The organism is Massilia sp. PAMC28688 (genome assembly GCF_019443445.1).
Lineage (GTDB): Bacteria > Pseudomonadota > Gammaproteobacteria > Burkholderiales > Burkholderiaceae_D > Telluria_A.
In genome coordinates this window covers 4,145,863-4,169,239 of record NZ_CP080378.1, presented here as the reverse complement: position 1 = coordinate 4,169,239, position 23,377 = coordinate 4,145,863, and the positions used below count along the sequence as shown (strand labels likewise).

Annotated in this window: 20 protein-coding genes; 10 read left to right on the top strand and 10 right to left on the bottom strand. The window is 60.6% G+C overall.

Going from position 1 to position 23,377, the window contains the following annotated elements:
- The first annotated feature begins 9 nt into the window (after positions 1 to 9).
- The 5 genes from KY495_RS18690 (at position 10) to KY495_RS18670 (ending at position 5,838) form a co-directional block, all read left to right on the top strand.
- Entirely contained in the window at positions 10 to 1,035 is a 1,026-nt protein-coding gene (locus KY495_RS18690) for a hypothetical protein (protein WP_219880851.1), read from the top strand.
- A gap of 105 nt (positions 1,036 to 1,140) precedes the next feature.
- Positions 1,141 to 1,587 carry a hypothetical protein gene (locus KY495_RS18685; RefSeq protein WP_219880850.1) on the top strand — a complete coding sequence of 149 codons (447 nt, stop codon included), beginning with the start codon at positions 1,141 to 1,143 and terminating at the stop codon, positions 1,585 to 1,587.
- 766 nt (positions 1,588 to 2,353) lie between these two features.
- On the top strand, positions 2,354 to 3,037 hold the full coding sequence (locus tag KY495_RS18680; RefSeq protein ID WP_219880849.1) for a hypothetical protein: 684 nt from the start codon (positions 2,354 to 2,356) through the stop codon (positions 3,035 to 3,037).
- Between the two features lie 116 nt (positions 3,038 to 3,153).
- On the top strand, positions 3,154 to 4,137 hold the full coding sequence (locus tag KY495_RS18675) for an IS5 family transposase (protein WP_219880848.1): 984 nt from the start codon (positions 3,154 to 3,156) through the stop codon (positions 4,135 to 4,137).
- Between the two features lie 442 nt (positions 4,138 to 4,579).
- A protein-coding gene (locus tag KY495_RS18670; protein WP_374040963.1) for an IS3 family transposase occupies positions 4,580 to 5,838 on the top strand; the annotation gives its coding sequence in 2 pieces (ribosomal slippage) (positions 4,580 to 4,928 and positions 4,928 to 5,838; 1,260 coding nt in all).
- 68 nt (positions 5,839 to 5,906) lie between these two features.
- Here KY495_RS18670 and KY495_RS18665 read toward each other — a convergent pair.
- The 4 genes from KY495_RS18665 to KY495_RS18650 all read right to left on the bottom strand — a co-directional run bounded on the left by KY495_RS18665 (position 5,907) and on the right by KY495_RS18650 (position 9,549).
- A complete protein-coding gene (locus KY495_RS18665; RefSeq protein ID WP_219880847.1) occupies positions 5,907 to 6,137 on the bottom strand; it encodes a hypothetical protein in 231 nt (76 codons plus the stop codon).
- A 292-nt stretch (positions 6,138 to 6,429) separates the two neighbouring features.
- Positions 6,430 to 7,476 carry a bifunctional nicotinamide-nucleotide adenylyltransferase/Nudix hydroxylase gene (locus tag KY495_RS18660; RefSeq protein WP_229518361.1) on the bottom strand — a complete coding sequence of 349 codons (1,047 nt, stop codon included), beginning with the start codon at positions 7,474 to 7,476 and terminating at the stop codon, positions 6,430 to 6,432.
- The gene (pncB, locus tag KY495_RS18655) at positions 7,473 to 8,669 is read right to left on the bottom strand and encodes a nicotinate phosphoribosyltransferase (protein ID WP_219880846.1); all 1,197 of its coding nucleotides are present in this window, start codon (positions 8,667 to 8,669) and stop codon (positions 7,473 to 7,475) included. The genes KY495_RS18660 and pncB overlap by 4 nt, the downstream gene beginning before the upstream one ends.
- A gap of 31 nt (positions 8,670 to 8,700) precedes the next feature.
- Complete coding sequence (locus KY495_RS18650) at positions 8,701 to 9,549, bottom strand: isochorismatase family protein (protein ID WP_219880845.1); 849 nt, start codon at positions 9,547 to 9,549, stop codon at positions 8,701 to 8,703.
- A 122-nt stretch (positions 9,550 to 9,671) separates the two neighbouring features.
- On the opposite strand from KY495_RS18650, the gene KY495_RS18645 reads away from it, so the two are divergent.
- Complete coding sequence (locus KY495_RS18645; protein ID WP_219880844.1) at positions 9,672 to 10,334, top strand: NUDIX domain-containing protein; 663 nt, start codon at positions 9,672 to 9,674, stop codon at positions 10,332 to 10,334.
- 112 nt (positions 10,335 to 10,446) lie between these two features.
- Here KY495_RS18645 and KY495_RS18640 read toward each other — a convergent pair whose 3' ends face one another.
- Both KY495_RS18640 and KY495_RS18635 read right to left on the bottom strand, forming a co-directional pair.
- The gene (locus tag KY495_RS18640; protein ID WP_219880843.1) at positions 10,447 to 10,626 is read right to left on the bottom strand and encodes a hypothetical protein; all 180 of its coding nucleotides are present in this window, start codon (positions 10,624 to 10,626) and stop codon (positions 10,447 to 10,449) included.
- 231 nt (positions 10,627 to 10,857) lie between these two features.
- Positions 10,858 to 12,894: a GGDEF domain-containing protein gene (locus tag KY495_RS18635; protein ID WP_219880842.1), complete on the bottom strand. Its 2,037-nt coding sequence runs from the start codon at positions 12,892 to 12,894 to the stop codon at positions 10,858 to 10,860.
- 197 nt (positions 12,895 to 13,091) lie between these two features.
- On the opposite strand from KY495_RS18635, the gene KY495_RS18630 reads away from it, so the two are divergent.
- Positions 13,092 to 14,129, top strand: a complete 1,038-nt coding sequence (locus tag KY495_RS18630) for an alpha/beta fold hydrolase (RefSeq protein WP_219880841.1) — start codon at positions 13,092 to 13,094, stop codon at positions 14,127 to 14,129.
- 12 nt (positions 14,130 to 14,141) lie between these two features.
- Here KY495_RS18630 and KY495_RS18625 read toward each other — a convergent pair whose 3' ends face one another.
- Both KY495_RS18625 and KY495_RS18620 read right to left on the bottom strand, forming a co-directional pair.
- The gene (locus KY495_RS18625) at positions 14,142 to 14,930 is read right to left on the bottom strand and encodes an ABC transporter substrate-binding protein (protein WP_229518360.1); all 789 of its coding nucleotides are present in this window, start codon (positions 14,928 to 14,930) and stop codon (positions 14,142 to 14,144) included.
- A 22-nt stretch (positions 14,931 to 14,952) separates the two neighbouring features.
- Complete coding sequence (locus KY495_RS18620; protein ID WP_219880840.1) at positions 14,953 to 16,488, bottom strand: phospholipase D family protein; 1,536 nt, start codon at positions 16,486 to 16,488, stop codon at positions 14,953 to 14,955.
- Between the two features lie 169 nt (positions 16,489 to 16,657).
- On the opposite strand from KY495_RS18620, the gene KY495_RS18615 reads away from it, so the two are divergent.
- The gene (locus KY495_RS18615) at positions 16,658 to 17,059 is read left to right on the top strand and encodes a VOC family protein (RefSeq protein WP_219880839.1); all 402 of its coding nucleotides are present in this window, start codon (positions 16,658 to 16,660) and stop codon (positions 17,057 to 17,059) included.
- Between the two features lie 48 nt (positions 17,060 to 17,107).
- Here the strand turns inward: KY495_RS18615 and KY495_RS18610 are convergent, their stop codons facing one another.
- Positions 17,108 to 18,067 (bottom strand): fasciclin domain-containing protein, encoded by a 960-nt coding sequence (locus KY495_RS18610; RefSeq protein ID WP_229518359.1) that lies wholly within the window; start codon positions 18,065 to 18,067, stop codon positions 17,108 to 17,110.
- Positions 18,068 to 18,238: 171 nt separating this feature from the next.
- On the opposite strand from KY495_RS18610, the gene KY495_RS18605 reads away from it, so the two are divergent.
- Positions 18,239 to 18,910 carry a TetR/AcrR family transcriptional regulator gene (locus KY495_RS18605; protein ID WP_219880838.1) on the top strand — a complete coding sequence of 224 codons (672 nt, stop codon included), beginning with the start codon at positions 18,239 to 18,241 and terminating at the stop codon, positions 18,908 to 18,910.
- Positions 18,911 to 18,969: 59 nt separating this feature from the next.
- Here the strand turns inward: KY495_RS18605 and KY495_RS18600 are convergent, their stop codons facing one another.
- Entirely contained in the window at positions 18,970 to 22,335 is a 3,366-nt protein-coding gene (locus KY495_RS18600; protein ID WP_219880837.1) for an amidohydrolase family protein, read from the bottom strand.
- Positions 22,336 to 22,573: 238 nt separating this feature from the next.
- Between KY495_RS18600 and KY495_RS18595 the strand changes: the two genes are divergently transcribed.
- Entirely contained in the window at positions 22,574 to 23,314 is a 741-nt protein-coding gene (locus KY495_RS18595) for an ABC transporter substrate-binding protein (RefSeq protein ID WP_219880836.1), read from the top strand.
- Positions 23,315 to 23,377: the final 63 nt, after the last annotated feature.

Genomic DNA, 23,377 nt, shown 5'->3' with positions numbered 1-23,377 from the left:
ACAGACTGAATGAAACTAGGCAAAAGCATCGCGCATCAAACAATATTTTTCACTGTGACAATCCTGAGCCTTTATATTGCATCAAACGCGAAGGGAAATATTTTGCGCCCAAACAACTCAGATCTCGTACACCGCGTGCTAACTGCTAGCCCAGCACAGTTAGACGATATAGCGGCGTCGATCATTGTGAACCAAAGGCTGAAACCACTTTCTGCCGAAAATCTCCGTCGAGTGCTTGAACGCTCCGACAGTGAAGCGCGCGCGCAATTTGTCGCCCTCCTCGTGAAGATTGGTTTACAAATGGATACTCCAACACAAGGACAGCGACGAGTCATCCGCGACTCGAACATTATCAAAATGTTGATGATTGAAGGCTTTGCCAAACGTGACCGCGCAGCCGCTGCAGCGCGCCGGGCGCTACTTCACTTTTGCCGTCCGGAAGACCTATTTGAATCAAAAGAAATTATTATTAATTCCCTTAAAGCGAAGAACCCGCATTTTCTTTTGATAGCGGCGAAGGCTAAAGCTTTAGACAGCCTTCCGATGGTAATCGCTCTTGCAGCCGACGCCGAAATGGACGAGCAGCAAATCCGCCATGTACAAATCGCGCAAGCCGCACTTGGCGATACTGATCTAGAGTCACGCTTCTTGGCAAAACTAAATACAGCTATCGAGGAAGCTCCTCCTGCGCCGAAGAACGATTTTTATGATGTCGGGGCGGCGCGCGACGGCAAACATGTCGTTCCCGTCATTGAAACTTTGGGTCTAATCGGAACAAAGAAGAGCTTGGCTGTGCTGTGTCCGCTTTTGAGAAGTGATCTTAAGACCTACTGGGTAAATGAGCGGGAAGAATCGGTAAGATATGCCGTGGTGGAAGCTTTGCGCTACAACTTCCCGGACGAAGGTGTTCTAAGCAGCCCGCGTCTTAATGACCGGTGGAACGAGATCGAAAGTTTCTGTGCATCACGCTTGGGTGTGTCGTTCACAGGACCGACACCGGAAAAGCCGCTTATTTTCTCTTACCCTCATGATTAAACAGGCTACTTTCGATCTTCGCACCGGCATAGGCAGATAGTGGAACTACTGAGAAAGTGAGTCTGTTTGTTCAATCTTCGTTTTAAAACTGGGGCGAGTTGTGGAATGGTGCTGGCTATTACGGCTTGTACACCTGAGGTTGACATTGCACCATACCCGTCAACTGATCTAGCCGCACTTCGAAATGTCCTCAAGCTTCCGATTCCATTTCAGACTGCCACTTGGGAAGTGTTTCGCTATCCCGAACCAACAAACGGGTTCGTGGCGTACAACTATGAAAAGACGTTGCTCATCGCAGAAGTCTCGCCAGTGGATAGACGCTGGTTTGAGAGCACGGCTACAATTGAAATGGAATATCCTGCGCAAAATGCGATCAGACAATGGCTTACCGCCTCCTCGAAGAACATTCTGAAGAAGACCCCCATAGGCAAACCAGATAATCCTTGCAGATATTACTCAACGACCATCGAATCTGGCGCGCCAGTAGTTGGCTATGCTTGCCTTTCTGACCAAAAAGCACTTCTATATTTCATCCTCGATTTCGCAAGCTAGAACGCTACAGTCAGTTCATTGATATGAAACTCAATTCTAACCGTTTCCCACGTGCATTCTTCATTTGTCTTGTGGTGTTACTCGCGGGATGCGCACCCGACATCCCTACAACAAAGGAGCCGTCGACGAATAAAGTAGGGCTGAGGAATATAATCAACCTTCCGATTCAATATGATTCTGTCAAATGGGAGGAGTTCGAGTACCCGGACCCTATTCCTGGCTTCTATGGAACTAACTATGAATCGACGATGCTAGTTGCAGAAATATCTCCGCTAGATAGGCGATGGTTTGAAGATACTACACGGATCGAAATGGATTACCCGCCCCCAAACGCTGTTCGGCACTGGTTGAGCGATACTTCCAAACGCATTCTGATGAACACTCCGATAGGCAAATCAAAGAACCCGTGTCGATTTTACAGCGCAACCCTTCCTTCCGGTAAGGAGGTTCCAGGATTCGCGTGCCTCTCGGGAGAAAGGATCTTGCTATATTTTGTTCTCGATTTCCAAACGTAATTGCCGTCCCAATTCAGTCCAGTTTGTCCAGCGGTCGAGCCAGAGCCACGATTGCCTACCGCCAAATTGCGTTGCGACTATCTATCCCGCATACGCGACCATTGCAACCGCATTGCAACGGAACTCTGTACGCCATCATTTTTCATGCCGCTAGCAAAGCACAATGCGCATCACTCGTGACCCCAACGGCGGTTGGTATGACGCTCACAACAAATGTGAGATTGCCGATATTAAGTTAGAGGAGGAGTAAAATGATCCCGGGAATGAATCCAAAAATACTCGTGTTTCTGCTCTGCGCGGCGGCACTGCATTATTTTCTTGGAAGCCAAGATCCCGTGAAAAGATCACTTGTTTATTTAGTGCCTGCAGACTTCACCGGGCCGGTATTCGTCTTCTTCGACCAGAAAGATGGCGCGGCGACAGAAACCGATCCATTGGGTGACGCGGTGAGAGTACCGCCAAACGGAATATTGAGACTAAAGGGCAGCGTAGACGAACTCATCGGCGACCCAGATCAAATCAGTGGAAACGTCAAGTGGATTTCGGTTAATACAGCCGGAGAGCGAAGCAATATTCCCTTTCACCACAATACTTACGAAAACAGCTCGGGCCAGAGGGTGAATGCTTACCAAGGAAAGGACGGGCAGCTCTATGAACATCCAGTCCCAAGTAGCGGAGATCCTTTTTACTATCTTTCCCAAGAACAGAAAATTCAACAAATGATATTCGCGCACGATAGCTGTAAACACCAATACTTTGTACCGGATAATAGTGGCAAAAAACCTCCGGACTGCGCAAAATTTATGGTGGCGTCACCCTCTGTATTCTCGAAAATACCAAACTCGGTATGGGATGAACTGGGGGGAACCTACTCATCTATCGCAGAGCTTGAATCAAGCGCGGTTATCCAGATTGCCAAAATGCGGACGCTTTAAGATATATTGTGCTCATCTTTTGAACTAGGGAGACGCTGATTAATTCAAGCGCGGACGTTTCCATCGTCAGCCAGACCTGAGACAATACCGGTACTTTCACCGCGCCGCCATCGATCATGCAAAAGAGCTTTTCCGACCTTGAGTACGCCGCTAAGAAGAAGCTGACGCGCCGCGACCGCTTCCTCGCTGAGATCGACGTGGCGACGCCGTGGGGCAAGCTGCATAAGCTGATCGAGCCGCACTATCCGAAGGTGACTGGTGCAGGCCGTCCGCCGATCGGCTTGGCGCGCATGCTGCGCATGTATGTGGCCCAGCAGTGTTTTGGTCTGTCCGATGAGGGTATTGAGGACGCCATTTACGACAGCCAGGCGATCCGCGCTTTTGTTGGTATAGACCTCAATCGCGAGAGCGCACCGGACGCGACGACGCTGCTCAAGTTTCGCCACTTGCTCGAAGCAAAGGGGCTGACGCAGAAGATCTTCGAAGCGATCAACGCGCACCTGGCGGCCAAAGGATTGATGATGCGCGAAGGGACCATTGTGGATGCCACCTTGATTGCCGCGCCACCGTCGACCAAAAACAAAGACGGCGAGCGCGACCCGGAAATGCACCAATCGAAGAAGGGCAATGACTGGCATTTCGGGATGAAAGCGCACATCGGCGTTGACGCTGCATCGGGCCTTGTGCATACCGTCGTGGGCACCGCTGGCAATGTCTCCGATGTGACGCAAGCACACGCTCTGCTGCACGGCGATGAAGTGGCGGCCTTTGGCGACGCCGGTTATCAGGGCGTTGAAAAGCGGGCCGAGAACATCGGCAAACCGGTGACCTGGCACGTGGCGATGAAGCGCGCCAAACGCAAGGCGCTGCCGAAGAACAAGCTCGGCCGCATGACCGAAAAGCTTGAGCATCTCAAGGCGAGCGTGCGCGCGAAAGTCGAGCATCCATTTCATGTCATCAAGAACCTGTTCCGTCATCGGAAGACGCGCTACCGTGGCTTGGCGAAGAACACCGCCCAGTTGTTCACACTGTTCGGCTTCGCCAATCTGGTGCTGGCCGGCCGGCGATTTACGATCACTGAAACCCGAAGAGTGTCCTGAGTGCCGAAAGGCGCAAGGAATACTGCAATTTCGTTGAAAACCCGGCAGAAACGGCCCCGAAAAAGCGCGTCGCGATTCTTCGGCGAGGTCGATTCCTCCAAATTTCGGGAACCCGCTGAAATCGTCAATTGATCAGCGCCTCCCTAGTACTAGGTGCTGTATAAAGCGAGCTGTTGGTAAAACAGGTTCTACGTTTGAGGATGAAACGGCCCCGCCATGCTTCGGCAGGCGTGGCTGGACCTCCGGAGATCATCGTTTTTTCCGAGTCCACTCCATAGTGCCCCCCGGTCAGGGTCACAAACTTACTAAAAAAAATATAAAGGACTCCGCTTCTCCATTGGTTCGTAGACCGTAAATGGTGATGTGACTCACTGAGATAGCCCCCTGATTCACCAGACACAGCCTATGCGTTATTCTTACGGATAGGAATAGGACTGTGTTTATGACTAGGAACAAGCAAACAATCGAAGTGGTGACGGTATCCCAGGAGCGCCGCAGGCGCTGGTCTGCCGATGAAAAAGCGGCGCTGGTACGCGAGACATACGAGCCCGGAATGAACGTGTCACTGGTGGCCCGCAAGCATGGCGTTGGGGCCAGCCAGCTGTTCAATTGGCGCAAACTCGAACGCGAAGGCGCACTCACCGCGGTCACCGCGGGTGAGTCGGTGGTGCCGGCCAGCGAACTGGCTGCCGCCCGTGCCCAGATCGCCCAGCTGCAGCGCATGCTCGGCAAGAAAACGATGGAAGCGGAGATCTTGAAGGAGGCAGTCGAGTTCGCTCGCGAAAAAAAGTGGATTGCGCGCTCGCCCTTGTTGGGCAAGGACGACCAGTGAAGCCGGTCTGTTCTGCTCTGGGCGTGGCGCGCTCTCACGTTACGCTGATGCTGGCACGTTCTGCCGACTGGGTCGACGGTCGTACGGTACAAACGTTCCACCAGCCTGCCGATGCCATTCTGGTCGACGCTGTGCGCGCCGAGATCACCGCGCTGCCGACCTATGGTTACCGCCGGGCCGGCGCTCTGGTCAACCGCACGCGCGCCTTGATGGGCCTGCAAGCGATCAACCACAAGCGCTTTTACCGAGTGATGAAGGAATACCGACTTCTGCTGCAGAAGGCGCCAAAGCGGCCGGTCAGCGGTCGCGTGCACGATGGCGTCGTTGGCGTCGCCGAACCGAATCAGCGCTGGTGCTCGGACGGCTTCGAGATCGCTTGCGACAACGGCGAAGTCGTCACTGGCGTGTTCATGAAGGATTGCTGCGACCGCGAGATCATTGCGTGGCGCGCATGGGCTGAACGGGGCCTGCCGGGCGAGCCGGTGCGTGACATGCTGGTGGAAGCGGTCGAAGCGCGATTTGGCCAGGCGAGCGTTGGCGAGACGAGGCTGGAGTTCTTGAGCGACAACGGTGGCGCCTACCGCGCCCACGAAACGCATGCTCTGGCGCGGGAGATGGGCATCGAGCCGGTACACACACCGGTGTGCAGTCCGCAGTCGAACGGTATCGCCGAGAGCTTTGTGAACACGTTTAAACGGGACTACGTGAGCATGATGGACCGCAGCAACGCCGAAGTCGTTCTCGCTCAACTGCCAGACGCCTTTACCCATTTCAATGAGGTTCATCCGCACTCATCGTTGAAGTTAAAATCGCCTCGCATGTTCAGGAGGGAGCTGGCACGCCGGGCTCAGGAAAGCGGCGCTAATTAGACGATAGGCTGTGTCCGGTTATACGGGGGCAAGATCACTCACTGATATTAACAGGGCTAGCCCGACCCTTACTGCGCGAGACGTCCCAATCGCTGGCCAATCACTCCCCACTTGCAGTCAACCCCGTCCACCCTTCCCACCAGCGCCCAGCCGGTACCGATTTTCTGCACGGTGACGGGGATCTCCAGTTCCTTTGCGACCTTCTCGGCCCAGACGCTGGCTGCGCCCTGCCCTTTGAACAATTCGTGTCCGTCGTAGATCACGGTGGCGTCGAAAACTGATGCGGAAAAAATAGTCATGGTGAGATCAAAAGAGTGAGAGGGCAAGCTGGATAGAAGATGTTCATCTATCGTCCCGGACGGAATAGTATAGGGTATCTGCTTATCCGCCCGCTGATTTTGATACGGCTGTGCAATTGACACCGAAAAACCCGTATCACGTTCCGAGTCACCTATCGCATCCCGATAGCCGGGTTTTCCGGCGCACGGAATAAGATCCTTTCATCTCGCTACACCTGGGCTCAGGCTTTCGTCGATCGCTGCTTGGCTACCTCTTTCGGATCAGTGATCGCGCGCGATGCGCTGATAGAGATTAAACAGTGACTTGCCGGTCTTTGCTTACGTGAAGGTGGTAGTCGAGAATCATGAAATGGTCTTCGTAGAATTCCTCTTCCATGTCGCCCAGGTCGGCAATGGCCACCCACTGCACCAGCGCTGCATCATCCGACGCTTCCACACTGGGCAGCGTGTCCGACTGCAGCTCGAAGTAATGGGCGTGGGTGATAGTGCGGCCGCGCTGGCTGCGGTCGGGATTGTCGAACACTCGCACATCAACCAGCGCCGCTTCCATGGTGGAGGCCAGCACGGCAAGCTTGGTCTCTTCTTCCAGCTCACGCAGGGTCGACTGCAGCAGCCGCTCGCGCTGTTCGACAAAGCCACCCGGTACCGCCCACTGGCCTTTGCCCGGAAAGCCGCCGCGCTTGATCAGCAAAACGTGGTCCGCGCAGATCACGACAGCGTCCACCGTGGAAAAGATGGGTGCGTATGGCGCCTTGCTCCATGCGGCCTTGTACTTTTGCACGAATGCGTGTTCTTCCGCCAGCGCTGCGTAGTCAGGCAGCACCGCCCAGGATTTGAGGAAGCTGCGCACTGCCGGCGGCACGCTCTTTTCCAGCACACTCAGGGCGATGTCGATATCGTCGGCCTCGAAATACACGCGCCGGATATCGGCCGCGTCGACCTGGCCCGGGGCCTCGACAGCCACCGTTTCCCACTCGGGAAAGCGGTTGAGATAGTAGCTCGACGCATCCTTGTAGAACCCCACCACCGCGACCTGGGCCGCGTCCGGCACTGCAGCTTCCACCGACTGCTGCACCACCTGGGCCCACTGCACATCGTCCTGGTAGTCGCGCACCGGCACAAATGCCACGCGCTTGCGCTCCTCGTCACTGAGCACAGCCTCGATCATCGCCGCCCGTTCCTGCCAGCTGAAAGGACTCTTGGCGCTGCGCGCGTGGAACGATGATCCCAGCACGACCACGACCCTGGGCGCGACCGCCAGCGCTTTGCGCAGCAAGGCCTCGTGACCGCAATGAAAAGGCTGAAAGCGTCCGATTACTACTGCTACGTCCATGTTCATGATGCGTCCATTTGATGGTTGAAGACCTGGCGCAGATAGGCCAGGAAGGTCTCGTCCTTGCACAGGGTCTTGCCCGGCGAATCGGACAGCTTGGCCACCGGCTGTCCATTGCAGGACATCAGCTTCATCACGACATTAAGCGGCTTGACGCCAACATCGTTGGACAGATTGGTGCCGATGCCAAAGCCGGTCATGGTGCGGTCGGCGAAATGGCGGTACAGCGAAAACGCGGTAGGCAGATCCAGCCCGTCGGAGAACACCAGGCGCCGCGTATGGGCATCAAGGCGAAGTTTCCCGTAATGAGCCAGCGCCTTTTCACCCCACTCCACCGGGTCGCCGGAATCGTGCCGCAAGCCGTCGAACAGCTTGGCGAAATACAGGTCAAAGTCGGCCAAAAAGGCATCCATGCCAACCACATCGGTCAGCGCGGTACCGAGGTCGCCGCGATACTCCTGCACCCAGTCTTCCAGGGCCGCCTTCTGAAAGTCGCGCAGGCGCACGCCAAAGGACTGGAAGCTTTGCAGGTACTCGTGGGCCATGGTGCCGATGGGGACCAGCTTGTACTTCATGGCGAGGTAAACGTTGGACGTGCCCTTGAAATAATCCGGCACTTCGCGCGCCAGGGTGGCGACGACTTCCTCATGCCAGGCGCCGGAAAAACGGCGGCGCACGCCAAAGTCGAAGAACTCGAAGGGATGGCGGCACGGCGCTTCTTCGGCAAACGCGCGCAGCAGCGTGATCTTGGCCGCCAGCCGCTTGCGTCCTTCGGCCAGCGCCGCATCCTGGTCAAAGCGCCGGAAATACAGTTCGTTGACGATATACAGGACGTAAATCTCGAAGCCCATCACGTGGACCTGGGGTCCGGCAGCGCGGATCAGCAGCGTGCCGCCATCGGTGCTGACCTCGATGAAACGGCGCTGAAAGCGAAACACGGTCAAAAAATCGGCGAAGTCGCTTTTGATGAAGCGCAGTGAGCGCAGGTAGTCAATTTCCTCCAGCGTAAACGAGAGCTGGCACAGATGATCCAGTTCCCGCTCCACGTCCGCTTTCAGTTCTGCCAGCGGATAGGCCGGCTCGTTGCGGCACACGAATGCATACTCGGCCTGGGCCGAAGGATGTTTGTGCAGGAGTGCCTGCCACATGGTGAATTTATAGAGGTCGGTCTCGAGCAGGCTGCGGACAATTGGTGTCATAAGAAGATGAGTAGAGGTCATGAGGGCGCGTTCAAGGCGCGTTGTCCAGCAGTTCGGCAGCCACGTCGCTGGCCTGGGCAAGCGTGACACCGCGCTCGCGCATGGCGCGCACAAAGCTGTCGTGCTGCTCGCCGAACCCGCTCACGGGGCTCATGCAGTCGATCACCAGCACCAGGCGCTCCAGCTGGTTCTGGTCCCAGTGTTCGACGATATGCTCGGTGGTCGCCTTGACGCAGTGGCTGCCCGCTTCGCCGGTGATATAGACGCGGTCCGCCTTGCGCAATTCTGCGATGAAGGCGCTGTTGACCTGGGTACTGGCGTCGCCTGCGTCCGGGACTTCGGCCTGGATGGCCGAGTAGTGCTCGGTCCAGGGATTGGTACCCTTACTCACTTTCTGCACGGTGCGCAGGGTCGCTTCCTCCCAACGGTTGTAGGCCGTACGCACGTCGGCATGCACATTGTGGCCCCATGATCCTATTTCGCAGTGCGTGGGCCAGACCATGAGCTGGTAGCGTCCCGCGCGCTCGAGCGCGGCCAGGTAGTCCAGCACCCGCGGACGGGCTGCGGCGTCGCGCGGGGCATAGCGGCCCTGCTCCAAATCGGCCAGGGTGATCTGCGTAAAAGGCGCCACCGCAGCGCCCGCGGCGTCCATCCAGAAGGTGGTATGGGCCACGTCGATGCGGTGGTGCGAGTCAAGCGTGATGCTGATGGCCGCCAGGCCCGATGCCCCCTGGTCGATCAGGCGGGCCACGCGCTGCATGTCGGCATGCGCGCCCGGAACCGGCAAGGCGGGCGACTCACCGGCGGGCAGGTATGCCGGCGGCAGGTCACAAAAGTCGTTTTGTGGATCGATAATGAGCAGATGCAGGTTGCGCTTCATGACTTGTCCTTTTCGTACTGTGCTCCCAGCATAAACCACTTAATTTACTTTTGCAACTAAGTATGGGATACTTTGTGAAACAAGATGATCCGGCGCCGCCTCGGGCCGTCACGGGAGAATGCATGGGTGAAGTGATCTGCACGGTGGACGTGGTGCTGCTGACAATCGAGCAGGAACAGCTGATGGTGGCGCTGAGCGAGCGTGAACATGTCCCGTTCGCAGGCCGGCTGGCCCTGCCCGGCGGCTATGTACACGCGCAAGACGCCAGCGTGTTCGATGCGGCCATGCGCGTGATGCGCGCCAAGACCGGCTTCACGCCACCCTACCTGGAACAGCTGGCGACCTTTTCCGGTCCGCAGCGCGATCCGCGCGGCTGGTCGCTGTCGGTGGCGCACTACGCGCTGGTGCCGTTCGAGATGATTGGTCCCGCCGCGGCGGGCCGCCTGTCGCTGGTTCCCGTGGCCGCACTGCCGGAGCTGCCTTTTGACCATGGCCAGATCGTGAGCGAAGCGGTGGCGCGCCTGCGCAGCAAGAGCCACTACTCGTCCCTGCCCTGCTTCCTCGCCGGCGACGTCTTCACGTTGCCGCAATTGCAGCGCATGTACGAACTGCTGATGGGCGAAGCCTTGAACAAGGTAAGCTTTCGCCGCAAGATGGGCGAGATGGACATGCTCGAAGCGGTGGAAGGCGCCTTTGGCGCCGCCGGGGCCCATCGCCCCGCACAGTTGTACCGCCTCAAGGAGGCATATCGCGCGCGCGTGATGACGCTCGAGCGCGGCCTGTAGGCCAGTGCAGCACCGGTTAATTCATGAGGACGGACTTGACCGTCAAAAAAGATATCCGCGCATGGCCGGCCGCTGTTTTCACTGGCCGATTCCACCCTTCAGAATAATCTGCCTAGCGGCTGCGCTGCCGGTTCAACTGCCCGGAACTGGCACTGTCGCGGGCATCCTTGACCCGAAAGTCATCGTCCAGCGACAAGCCGGACCTGGCTTCGTCATTCTTGTGGCGCTCTTCACGCTCACGCTCGACTTCGCGGTCAAGCCGGGCGGGGGAACCTTGTTTTGGCGTAGTCATGATCGATCCTCAGGCAAGATGCTGCGGCAGCACGCGGGTGTGCAGCGCCAGCGTGACGTAGCTGCGCACGGTCGCCACGGCGACGACCAGGACAACGAGGGATTTGGTAGCGATGGTTTTCATGGGATGTCAATGCAGTTCAATTGACACCAGTATGGCAACCCGGATCAGTCACGTATGTTCGACGACCCACATATACGCCATTGAACTAGAGGGGGTATTCTACTGGCCTCAAATGGCCATGATGGTCTCGCGCTCCTGGCGCGACACCGGCCCCATGATGGTCTGCAGCGTTGCCTGGCCGCCGGCTGCGGCCCCGGAAAGGTCGGTCAGCAGCGCCTCCGACGTGACGCCCTGCTCGACCTGCATCACGCACACGGCGCGGTTGCGCCCGCCCTGCTTGGCCATGTACATGGCCAGGTCGGCCACCTTCAGGGCATCTTCCCAGTGCTGGCCCGGCAGCAGCGGATAGCACACGCAGCCGGCCGACACCGTCACCGGGATCTCGGTTGCGCCGACCGGTACGCTTTGCTCGGCTACCGTGTTGAGAACACGCTCGGCGAGCACCAGCATGCCGTCGGTCGACGTGCCGGGCAGGATCAGCACAAACTCTTCGCCACCCCAGCGCACCACCACGTCATGCTGGCGCACCAGCTGCTGCAGGCGGCGCGCCACTTCAATGAGCACCTGGTCGCCGGCCGCATGGCCGTGGGTATCGTTGACGCGCTTGAAGTGGTCGACGTCAAGCAGCATCAGGCCAACGCTGGCCTTGCAGTTGCGGTCGCGCGACTTATTGGCCAGCATGAGCTGCTGCTGGCCCATCAGTTCGGCGCAATGGCGGCGGTTGTAGGCACCGGTCAGGGGATCGTGGACCGATTGGTCGCTGAGCACCGCATTGCTGTCTTCCAGCACACGGTTGCGGCGCCGGGCGCGCGAGACCATCTGGATCAGCAGCACCGCACCCAGCGCCAGCGCCACTGCAGCCGTGGCCCATAGCCGCTGCTGCCACGCGCGTGCTGCCACTTCGGCCTGGCGGCGGGCATTTTCCAGCGACAGGCGCTCGATTTCGTGGTCCTTGCGTTCGCCCGAAAATTTTTCCTGCGCTTCGGTGATGGCCTTTTCCCGCGCCTTCTGGTTCGCTTCCTCACTCATGGTGACAAATTTGCGCAGGGCAGCCAGCGACTGGGCCGGACGCCCTGCCTGTTCGTACGACTCGGCGGCCATCGCATAGGATTTGACAAGGTAACTGCTGGCGCCGGCCTGTTCCAGCACCTTCAGCCCTTCTTCAGTCGTGGCAACACCGCGTTCAAATTCGCCCATGCCGATCTGGGCCTGTCCCAGGGTCCCCAGCACGACGCCCTTGGCAATCGGTTTGCCTACCTTGTCGGCCAGCGCAATGGCCTCTTCGGCCAGCAGCGCTGCCTGCTTGAATTCGCGCGCCGTAGCGTGGTACTCGGCCAGATTGACCAGTGCGATCAGCTCCGAGTCGGCCATGTTCTTGTACTTCCGGGTAATTTCCAGCACGTCATTGAGCGCCCGTAGCTGGTTGACCTTGTCACCCTTGGAAGAAAACACCCAGCCTTCATTGCCACGAATGTAAGGCAGCATGTAGACAAAACCAATCCGCTCGGCCAGGGCGTAGGCTTCCCGCGCCAGGCTGCCTGCGCGTTCAAGGTCGCCGCGCGCCACGTTCGAGAGCAGCATCATGTTGAGGGTGCGTACCTGCTCGGCCGGGTTGTTGATCTCGATCGCCAGGCGCGAGGCAAGCATGGCCTCTTCCAGCGCGCGCGCATGGTTGCCGGAGCTGTCGAGCACGCCTGCCCGGGTGTAATGCACGGCCTGCATCAAATGCTTGTCGGCACTCTTGATGTGATCCAGGCCGCCTGCCAGCGCGCGAGCCTTCCTGGAATCCTGCACCCGCATGGCGTGATGGATTTCGCGCACCAGCTTGTAGTGTCCGCATGGTGTGCAGTTTTCCTCGCGTTCCATGCGCGCCAGGGCATCGAGTTGCGCCTTGAAACGGGGATGGTTTTCTTCCGCCACATACAGTTGCGCCAGCGCATTGTGGTAGCGCATGCGCAATTCGACCGGGGCGCCGTCGATACCCTTTCCCGCATTGAGCAGCTCGTCAATGGCGATGGCGGGCGCGACGAAGCCGCGCTGGCGATGCTGCTCGATCACCTGCATGACTTCCGCCGGACCGGCGCGCACCGCGCCACCCGTTGCCATGAGCAGCGAGGCAAGACAGATCGACAAGAGCGTTTTCATGCATACCCTGGAAACAAAATTTGCCTCTCAGTATGGTTCGTGACCAAGTGACTGTCAATTGATGAAACCAGTACCGTTGCGCGCCTGACAGTTGAGTGGCGCACAGACCGCGAAACTTCGTCCGGGCCACAGTATCGGAATGACATGCTTCCCGCCCCGGGTGTGGAAGGATCTATTCTCTTAGAAAGGAAATTGCCATGCGTACTGTCATTCCAACCCGTTCACCGCGCGGACCGAGCGCCTTGCAGACGGCCGCGCTGCTCGGCGTGGCCGGCCTGGCCGCATCGTTCCTGTATGCGCAGGCCAAACAGCGCAGCGCCGAGCGCGACAATCCGCCCCAGGGCAACTTCGTCGAGGTCGAGGGCGTTCGCCTGCATTATGTGGAACGGGGTCAGGGCGACACGCTGGTACTGCTGCATGGCAATGGCCTGTTTTCCAACGACTTCGATCTGAGCGGCTTGCTCGACAGCGGTGCGCGGCCCTACCGGGTCATTGCCTTTGACCGGCCGGGCTTTGGCTACAGCGACCGGCCCGGCAAGCTCGACTGGACGCCGGAAGAGCAGGCGCGCCTGTTCTACCAGGCATTGCACAAGATGGGCGTGGAGCGTCCTATCGTGGTCGGGCACTCCTGGGGCACCCTGGTCACGCTGGCGATGGCGCTCAACTATCCCAAATATGTGCGCGCCATCACGCTTATGTCGGGTTACTACTACCCGACCACGCGCGCGGATGTGCCCCTGATGGCGGCCCCGGCCATTCCCGGCATCGGCCAGCTGCTGCGCCATACGGTGGCGCCCGTGCTGGCGGCCATGCTGTGGCCGCGCCTGGTCAAACGCATGTTTGCACCGGCCCCGGTGCCGGAACGCTTCCAGGAATTGCCGAAATGGCTAGCCCTGCGGCCCGGACAGCTGGGCGCCAGCGCGGCCGAGACCGCCATGATGATTCCGGCAGCCAAGCGCCTGTCCGAGCGCTACAAGGAATTGACGCTGCCCATTGCCGTGGTGGCGGGCAATGGCGACGAAATTGTGGATGTGCACGATCACGCCATCCGTTTTCACAATGAAGTGCGGCACAGCGAGCTGATCATAGAAGATGGGGTTGGCCACATGGCGCATTACGCCGACCCGGCCAGGATCATGGAAGCGGTGGGCCGCCTGGAAGCGAGCCTGACCCCGGGCGGCGCCAACCTGCGCCATTCGGCCACCATCCACAGCTCGTCAACGGAACTGCATTGAGGCCCGGCAGCGCTATCCCAGCTGGTAGCGCTTGAGGATGGCCTGGTGGGTGCCGTCGGCCTTCATGGCTAGCATGGCGCGCTCGAAGCCGGCCGCGTCGCTTTCGGTAAAGTCAAGCGAGCCGGCCAGCCAGGCCGAGGTGCGGCGCACCGGTTCGCTCACGTCGAACTCGTCCAGGGCGGCGCGGCTGCGCAGGGAATTGCGCACAATATTGCGCTCGCCGAACGCAGCATCGGCAATGCCTGCCACCAGGAAGCGATGGACTTCGTCCACCGAGCGCGCCTCCACAATGTTCCGGTAGCCCATCTGCACCAGCGACTCGGTGAGCGATGAACCGCGGATCAGGCTGATGCGCATGTCCTTCATGTTTTCCGGATTGCGCACGTCAAAGGCGCGCCCGCGGGGGGTGAGGAACACGTAATGCTCGTCGTACAGCGAGACCAGCCAGCGGAAATGGCGCTCGCGTCCGGGCGTCCGGGTGAGCGGGAAAATGGCCGTGGCGCGGTTGCTGCTGGCCAGGTGGATGGCACGCTTCCAGGGCACAAACTGCGCCTGTAAGGTGCGCCCCGTGCGCCTGCACAGCTCGGCCACCAGTTCGTACAGCGCGCCGGGGCGGCCCGCATCGTGTTCGACCGACAAGGGCGGCAGGTGGCTGGTCATCACGCGCAAGCGCGCATGGCGCGGGGCAGGAGCAACGGAGGCAGCAGCAGAGACAGCAGCAGCGGCGGCAGCGGCAGGCACGGCGGCCGCGATGCATGCGCCGGCCAGGACCACGCGGCGCTTGCCTGACACGGGTTCCATCGTCATTCTCCCTCCCCCTTTCTCACAGCATCCATTCAATCGGCAGCAGCGACATGAACTGCACCGTCGCGCGCTGCCACAGGGTGGTGCCGGGTTCGATGTCGTGCACCATCATGCCGCGTTCGCCCTGCTCGTGCCACTGCAGGCGTCCCTGCGGCGTCAGCGTCACCTCGTAGGCGCGCGCCATGATCTGTTTGTCGAGTACCTCGGACATGCGCGCCGACAGGGCCGGACTGTCGATGATGAAGCCCATCTCCGTATTCAGGTCGGCCGAGCGCGGATCGAAATTGAAGGACCCCACAAACATGCGCGACTGGTCAACAGCAAAGGTCTTGGCATGCAGGCTGGAGCCGGAGCTGCCGCCCAGCGTGCGCCGCGCCTCGGTTGGCTGGGGCCAGCTGCGCTTGAGTTCGAGCAGGCGCACCCCATCGGCCAGCAGGGAGCGGCGCCAGCGCGCATAGCCGGCGTGGACCGCCGGGACGTCGGTCGCCTCGAGCGAATTGGTCAGGATGCGCACCCGGATACCGTTGCGCGCCAACAAGCCAAAGCGTGCCGTCCAGTTGGCGCCCGGGACAAAATAAGGCGACACCAAGTCCACCTGGCGCAGCGGTTCGCCGAATTTGGGGGGCAGCTGGTAAGCAACGCCGGCTTCGGGCGAGGCGCCAAGCACCTTGTCGGGGTCGTCGCTGACCAGTTCCACCTTCACCCATTCCAGTGGCAGCGTGCGCTCGGTAAGCTGCGTGACGAAGGTGGAACTGCGCATGGCGCGCAGGTAGGCCTGGGCACCCGGGTTGCCCGCCAGGCGTGCCCGGCGCGCATCGAGGCGGGCCGCGTCGCCCTGCTGCGACCTGGTCAGCAGCAAGCCGGCGGGATAGGCCGAGCGGCTGTTCCAGTAGCGGTCAAAGTCGCGCTGCACTGCCCCCACCACGGCGCCCACGGCCAGCACATCGAGGTCGGCAAACAGGACCTCGCCGGTAGCATCATAATATTCATTGCCCACGTTGCGGCCCCCGACGATGGTGGCCTGGCCGTCGGCGGTGAAGGACTTGTTGTGCATGCGCCGGTTCAGGCGCTTGAAATCGGTCAGGAAACCCAACAGGCGGGCCGTGCGAAAGGCAAAGGGATTGAACAGACGCACTTCGGCATTCGGGTGGGCGTCCAGCAGCGCCAGCGCAGGGTCGAGGCTGGCGCTATTGTTATCGTCGAGCAGCAGGCGCACCCGCACCCCGCGCCCGGCCGCAGCGCGCAAGGCGTCCAGCAACAGCAAGCCAGTGGTATCGTTACGCCAGATGTAGTATTGGATGTCGAGGCTACGCTCGGCGGCGTCCGCCATCATCATGCGCGCGGCAAAGGCGTCGCGGCCATCGACCAGGGCATGCACGCCCGTCAAGCCATCCTTGTCCTGGGCAAGGGGCGCGATGGCGCGGCCAATGCGGGTGTCGGCGTGCACGGGCAGCGCAGTGCTCGCCACGCGGGTTTCGAGTGAAGGCAAGGCGCAACCGGCCAGCATCAGGCAAGCCATCAGGCAGGCCAGCGGCATTGCGGCAGCATTTCTCATGGACGGGTTCCGGGACAAGCTTGCTGATCCATGTGACAAGTTTCATGATGGGGACAGGCAATTTTACGCCAAAGCTCACGATGGTATGTACCGAAAGCGCCACGGCGACTGTTGCATGCGCATGACGCGGCACAGGCCAGCCAGGGAAACCCTGATACAAGGAGCAAACATGCAGATATATATCAATATCGATGTGGACGATCTGGAACGGGGCATCACGTTTTACAGCGCGCTGGGCCTGCACCTGGTGCGTCGTCTGTTTGACGGGGCGGTGGCCGAAATGGCCGGGGCCGGCGCCCTGGTCCACCTGCTGACCAAGGACGCCGGCAGCCTGACAGGACCGGGCGTGGCGCGTACGTTCAGCCGCCACTGGACTCCCGTGCACCTGGACTTTTGCGTTGATGACCTGGACACGGCGCTGGCACGGGCCGTGGCCGCCGGTGCCGTCCAGGAAAGCGCGCCCCGCAACCACCGCTGGGGGCGCATTGTCACCCTGGCCGATCCGTTCGGGCACGGGGTGTGCCTGATGCAGCTGGCGCCGGGCGGGTACGATCAGGTGGCCGTGCAATAAGCCGGCCCGCGTGCGAGGCGGGCCACTGCATGGTCAGTTCAGCCAGCCTCAGAGCACTGGTATCAGCACCTTGTCGATGACGTGGATCACGCCGTTGCTTGCCCGCACATCCACGGCCACGATCCTGGCCTGCACGTTGGTGGTATCGCGGATGGTCGGCGCAGTGCCGGCCAGAATGGTGATGGCTTGACCGGCGGCGGTGGCAACCGGCGTTCCGAACGGAATATCCGAGGACAACACCTGGCTGCCCAGTACATGGTAGGTCAGCACGGTGGTCAGCTGGGGCACTGTCAGGTTCTGGGGCGCGGCGGCAAACGCGGCATTGACCGGCGCGAAGACCGTAAAGGGACCGGCGCCGCTCAGCGTGCCCTGCAGGTTGGCAGCCACCACGGCGCTGACGAGCGAGGTAAATTGCGGATTGACTTGCGCCATCTGGACAACGTTGAGCACGCCGGGCGGCACCAGTACCTTGTCCACCGCATGGATCACGCCATTGCTGGCCGCCACATCGGCCGTCACCACGGTAGCGGTGGTCAAGGCGGCATCGGTAATCTTGACACCGCTGGTGAAGTCAAAGCTCAGGCGCGCCGGCGCGTTGGCAAAAGTGTAGGCGGTGTTCTGGGTGGCGCCACCGGCGACCAGGTCGGCGGCGAGCTTTTTGGTGCCCAGTACATGGTAGGTCAGGATGCTTTGCAGGGCCGGGGCGGGCAAGGCATTGACCATGGCACCGGCGTCGGCAAAGCCCAGTTGCCGGGCCAGGTCGGTAAATGCCTGGTCGGTTGGGGCAAACACGGTCAATTGGGCGTTGCTGGCGGTCAGGGTGCTGCCAATGCCGGCCTTGGTGACGGCAGCGAGCAGCGAATTGAAGCCTTTTTCTTTCGCTACCTCGGCAATATTGCCCTGAGCGGGGGGAAACAGTGCATCATCGTCGTCCCCACCACAGGCAGAAAGAGTGGCGAGCATGGCCAGCGCGGCCAGTCCTGCTTTCAAAAAATTCCTGATATGCATTTCAACTCTCCTCAAAAAGCTGGTAGCGTGCACCAGCGTGACGTCGTCGATTAAAAAATGCCCGGGCCAATCTTCCAGGCGCCTTGACGGGTTACAATTTGACTACCCATTCATTTCGTGACTGACCGGTCACGAAATATACTACAGAGTTTTTATTCGTGCAAAAATTGTATGGAATTTCGTATACCGTTTAAAAAACAGCAATTCGATGCGCGTGAAGACGCCATCATCCTGGCGGCTAATTCACTGCTGTCGGAAAAGGGTTTCGACCTGATGACGATGGATGATGTGGCTGAGCGCGTGGGCATTGCCAAGGGCAGCCTGTACAAGCACTTTTCCTCGAAGGAGAAACTGGCGGCGGCGGCCATGGTGCGCCTGCTCAACCTGACCATGGCCGAGCTCGACAGTTACGGGGAAGACTGGCCGGCGATCGACAAGATCCGGCGCATCCTGGCCTGGTCGCTGCAACTGCGCCTCCAGGGTGGCGTGCCGCACCTGCCATCGACCAGCAAGACACTGCAGCGCAACCTGATGCTCAATCTGGACTACATCACGGTGGCGCTGCGGGTGGACAAGCGCTTCCACAAGCTCGTTGCCCTGGCGCGCGAACAGGGCGCGCTCAACCCCCTGGTGCCGGACGATGTGCTGGTCTACACCTTGTACTCCCGGGCTTGCGACCCGACGGTGGAATTTTTGCTGCGCGACAAGCGCCTGAGCCACGAGCAAATCGTGGAAAGCATGGTGCAGGCCACCATCGGCGGATTTCTCTCGCTCGAGACGCGCCAGGCCCATGATGCCGGCAGTGCGGCAGTGGCCGAGCTGATGAAGCCGGCCATGCGCTGACAGCGCAGGGGCACAGGCACCAGCCGTCCCCTGTCAGCGTTCAGGCCGCCATGGAAGGCTCAGTGGCGCCCTTCCCCGTGGCTGTGGGCGTGCCCTTCCACCGGCGCGCTGGCACCGCCTTCGCCTTCAAAGAAGAAAGCCTTGCGCGCCCTGGGCGTGGCGCCCACTTCGTTCATGGTGGCCGATTCGTACAGGCGTCCGCCAATCATCACGTGCTGCACCCGGTCGGACTTGCGAATGTCGCTGAGCACGTCGCCATCAATGATGGCCAGGTCGGCCAGCTTGCCAACTTCCAGCGAACCCACATCGCGCTCCAGGCCCAGGTAGCGCGCGCCGTTAATCGTGGCCGCGCGGATCGCTTCCAGCGGCGTCATGCCGCCCATGACGAGGGTCCACATTTCCCAGTGCGCGCCGAGGCCTTCCCGCTGGCCGTGGGCACCGATATTGACCGGCACGCCGGCGCGCTGCAGCTCGGTGGCCGTACGCGCCACCTTGACGACGTTAAAGTCTTCGTCCGGTGCAGTCTCGCGCCGGATGCTGCGCGGCTCGAGCACCGACTTGGGCACGTAGCGCGACAGCAGCGGATGGCGCCACACGTCGGTGCGGGCATACCAGTAGTGTTCACCATCGAGTCCGCCGTAGGCCACCACCAGCGTTGGCGTATAGCCGACCCGGGTCTGCGACCACAGCTGCCTGACATCGTCATACGCGTTTTCCACCGGGATTGCATGCTCGACACCGGTGTGGCCATCGACCACCATCGTCATATTGTGCTGGAACAGGGAACCACCTTCTGGCACCACCATCATGCCGGTCTGGCGTGCCGCTTCCAGGATTTGCTGGCGCTGCTCGCGGCGCGGCTGGTTGTAGCTCTTGACGCTGATGGCGCCGGCCTGCTTGAGGCGGCGCACGTGGGTCATGGCGTCGTCCAGGCTGTTGACGGTGGCGCTGAAATTCCCCTTGGCCCCGTACAGGATGGTGCCGGTCGAGTAGATGCGCGGTCCCACCAGCCGGCCCGCGCGCTGCATTTCGCTATGGGTGAAGACGGTGCCGGTATCATTTGAAGGATCGTGCACGGTGGTCACGCCAAAGGCCAGGCCCGCATAATCGACCCAGCTCTGCTGCGGGACGATGCCATCCTCCCCCATCGCACCGTGCCAGTGTGCATCCACCAGGCCAGGAATGATGGTCTTGCCGGAGGCGTCGATGCGGGTGGCGCCGGCGGGCACGGCCACTTCAGCGGCGCTGCCGATGGCGGCGATGCGCTTGCCCTTGATCACGATACGGCCATTGTCGATGACCTGGTCGCCCCGCATGGTCACGATGCGGGCGCCGTCGATCACGACCGTGGCCGCCGGTTCGCTGGCGCGGGCCCGGAAGCCGATCTTCAGGCCAGGCGCCCGGGTCAGGGCTTCCAGGCGCGCCTTTTCCAGCTTGGGGTCACTGTGGGCCGGAGCGAAGGCGCGGTTCAGCTCGCGCGAAAACAGTTCGTCGCCCAATGAATAATGCAGGGCCGTGCTGTTGCCGTTCCAGTGCAGGTAGTCGCCCGCATCGAGGTCCAGCTGGCGCGCCGGCATGCCTTCGGTCTTTTCGCCGATGGTCAGCGTCTTGCCGGCCAGCGGCAGCGGCGTCACCCAGGTGTGAAAGCGTTCGCCGTAAGCGAGCCAGTTGCCGTCCGGCGCCAGCGCAAAATTGGTCACAAACTCGCCCTTGGCAATGGTGTGTTCCTCGTACTTGTCGAGCCGGATGCGGACCAGCGAGGTGAACGAATCGACTTCCCCGGTGGAGGTGGTGCGGGTCACATACAGGTGGCGGCCATCGGCGCCGAACTGGGGCGCGCGCCCATCGTCGGTGATCTGCACCGGCTTGCCGTTGCCGCTGGCGCTGACCTGGTAGACGCCGGTGTCCAGGCCATGCCAGGGGCTGAGCAGGCTGCGGCCGCGGCTCTTGACAAAGAACACCTCTTTGCCGTCAGGCGAGAAAGTCGGTTCGATGTATTTGCCGGGGCTGGTCGTGAGCGTCGTTTCCTTGCCGCTCCTGAGGTCGATGGTGCGCACTGAGCCGAGCTGCTCATCGTTCCAGGTCACGAACACGACCCGCTGCCCGTCGCGGGAAAAGCGGGGGAAATATTCAAAGTGCTCTTGCTGGCGCGTCAGCCGTTTCGGTTCGCCATTGGGCAGGCTGCGCAGGTACAGGTGGCCCAGCGCCGAGTAGATCACCTTGTCGCCTCGGGGCGACACATTGACCCAGCGCAGCTGGCGCACATCGAACGCCTCCGGCGCCACCGCATGCTGGAAGCGCACGGCCTCGCGCACTTCGCGCGTATCCTTGACATGGAAAGCAATTTCGCTGGCGCGCCTGGCGAATGGATCGACGCGCCAGATCTTGCCCTTGGCCCAGACGATGATTTCCTTACTGCCGGGCATCCAGCTGAAGGCAGGATAGACACCGTGAATGGCCCAGGCTTCCTGCATGTCGCGCTCCAGCCCGTCCCAGGCCGGGGTTTCCCTGCCGGTGGCCAGATCCTTGATGAACAGCGTCGACTGGTTGCGCACGCGGCGCACAAAGGCCAGGTACTTGCCGTCGGGCGAGGGAGTGGGACGCACGGCGCCGCCATGGCCCTTGACAAAGGGCGCGGTTTTCTCGCCCACCAGGTCGCGCCGGAAAATGGTGTACACCTCGCCGTTGGAATCCTTGTTGTATTCAAAGACGGTGCCGGGCGTCGTATCTTGCGAGTAGTACAGGTAGCGTCCGTCCGGCGAAAAGGCCGGTTCGCCCAGGTCCTTTTGCCAGTTGGGCTTTTCATTGAGCTGCACCCCGCTCCCGCCCTGGGCGTGGTACATCCAGATTTCGCCCGACCCGAGCGAGCGCGTACCGGAGAAATGCTTGCGGGCGGCTATGAACTTGCCATTCGGATGCCACACGGGGTTGTTAAGCAGGCGGAACTTTTCCTTGCTCACTTCGCGCGCATTGCTGCCATCGGCATCCATGACCCAGATATTGTCGCCACCGGCGCCGTCCGACATATAGGCAATCTGCTTGCCATCGGGTGAAAAGCGGGCCTGCATTTCCCATGCCATCGAGTGGGTCAATGCCTTGGCCTGGCCGCCCGTGATCGGCAGCAGGTACAGGTCGCCCAGCAGGTCGAACACGATATGCTTGCCATCAGGACTGACGTCCACCGTCATCCAGGTACCGGTGCGGGTATCGATCTGGACCTGGTGCGCCTGGCCGGGGGGCTTGTTGACATCCCACTTCTTGGCATCCTTGCCGTCCGGCTCCGCCTTCGCGGCCGCTTGCGGCTTGTCGGTCTGGCCCACAAGGGGGTGACCCTTGTCGACCTTGTCGTCCTGCGCGACGGCTGGCGCGGCCAGGGTGGATACGGCAAGGCAGGCGCCCAGCACGGCGGTGCGGATATGGTGCATACAAAATCCTCGAAGTAGATAACAATGGCACACCAATGAATGTATTGACATTGACTGCAATGGCCTGCGCAACTGTCGTCGATGTGCTTCGCGAGAGAATTTTACGCGCTCTGGGAAACTTTTGAGCAAATCTTTAAGGCATGCATATAGTGCCGCCACCGCTACTATCAGTCATGAGGTGTGCGCTACAAGTCGGCATGGCGCTACAATGAATCACGACAGTCAATTGGAATCCATCATGGCCTGGAGGCATACGTTGTGCTGCTGCCTGCTGGTATTGTTGCCGTGCCTGCTGCGCCCGGCGCTTGCCCATGCACCGGTTACCGTCCTTACCAGTGAATTGCCGCCCATGGCGATGGCCGCCAGTCCGCTCGGCGCCGGGGCCCAGCATGAAATGGTGCTGGAACTGGGGCGGCGGACCGGGATCCCGTTCGCGGTATCCTTCGTGCCATGGCGGCGCGCCATGTTGCTATCGGTTTCCACGCCGCGCACGGCCATCTTTCCCTTGACCCGGTCGCCCGAGCGCGAAGCGCGCTATCGCTGGCTCGCCCCCCTGTACCGCGAAACATTCCTGTTCCTGAGCCTGAAAGGCAGTTCATTCGATGCCGCCGCCCCCGAGCGCAGCAAGCACTTGCGGATCGCCATCCTGCGCGGCTCGCTCATGGTGGGCGCCATGCAGCAGCAAGGCTATCGGGTCGTGGAAGCCTCATCGGTGGCGGAAGCATTGCGCTTGCTGCAGCGCGGCATTGTGCACGCCGTAGTGGGCAACCGCGACATTTTCATCGCCTTGCTGCGCGGGCAGCGGGCGGAACGTTTCGTCATGAGTGCTCCGGTGCGCGAAACCGCCACCTGGCTGGGTGGCTCCCTCGACTTCACCGAGGGCGACGCAGCCCTGCTCCAGGGGGCGATGAAGCAGATGACTGCCGATGGCACCTACGCCAAAATATTGCGCAAATATAAACTGGGTGCTGTCCAATAAAAAACATTGCAAAACCACCGCCCGCAGGAATGTTTCGGCTAAGATGGGTGGTTTCTATCCAAT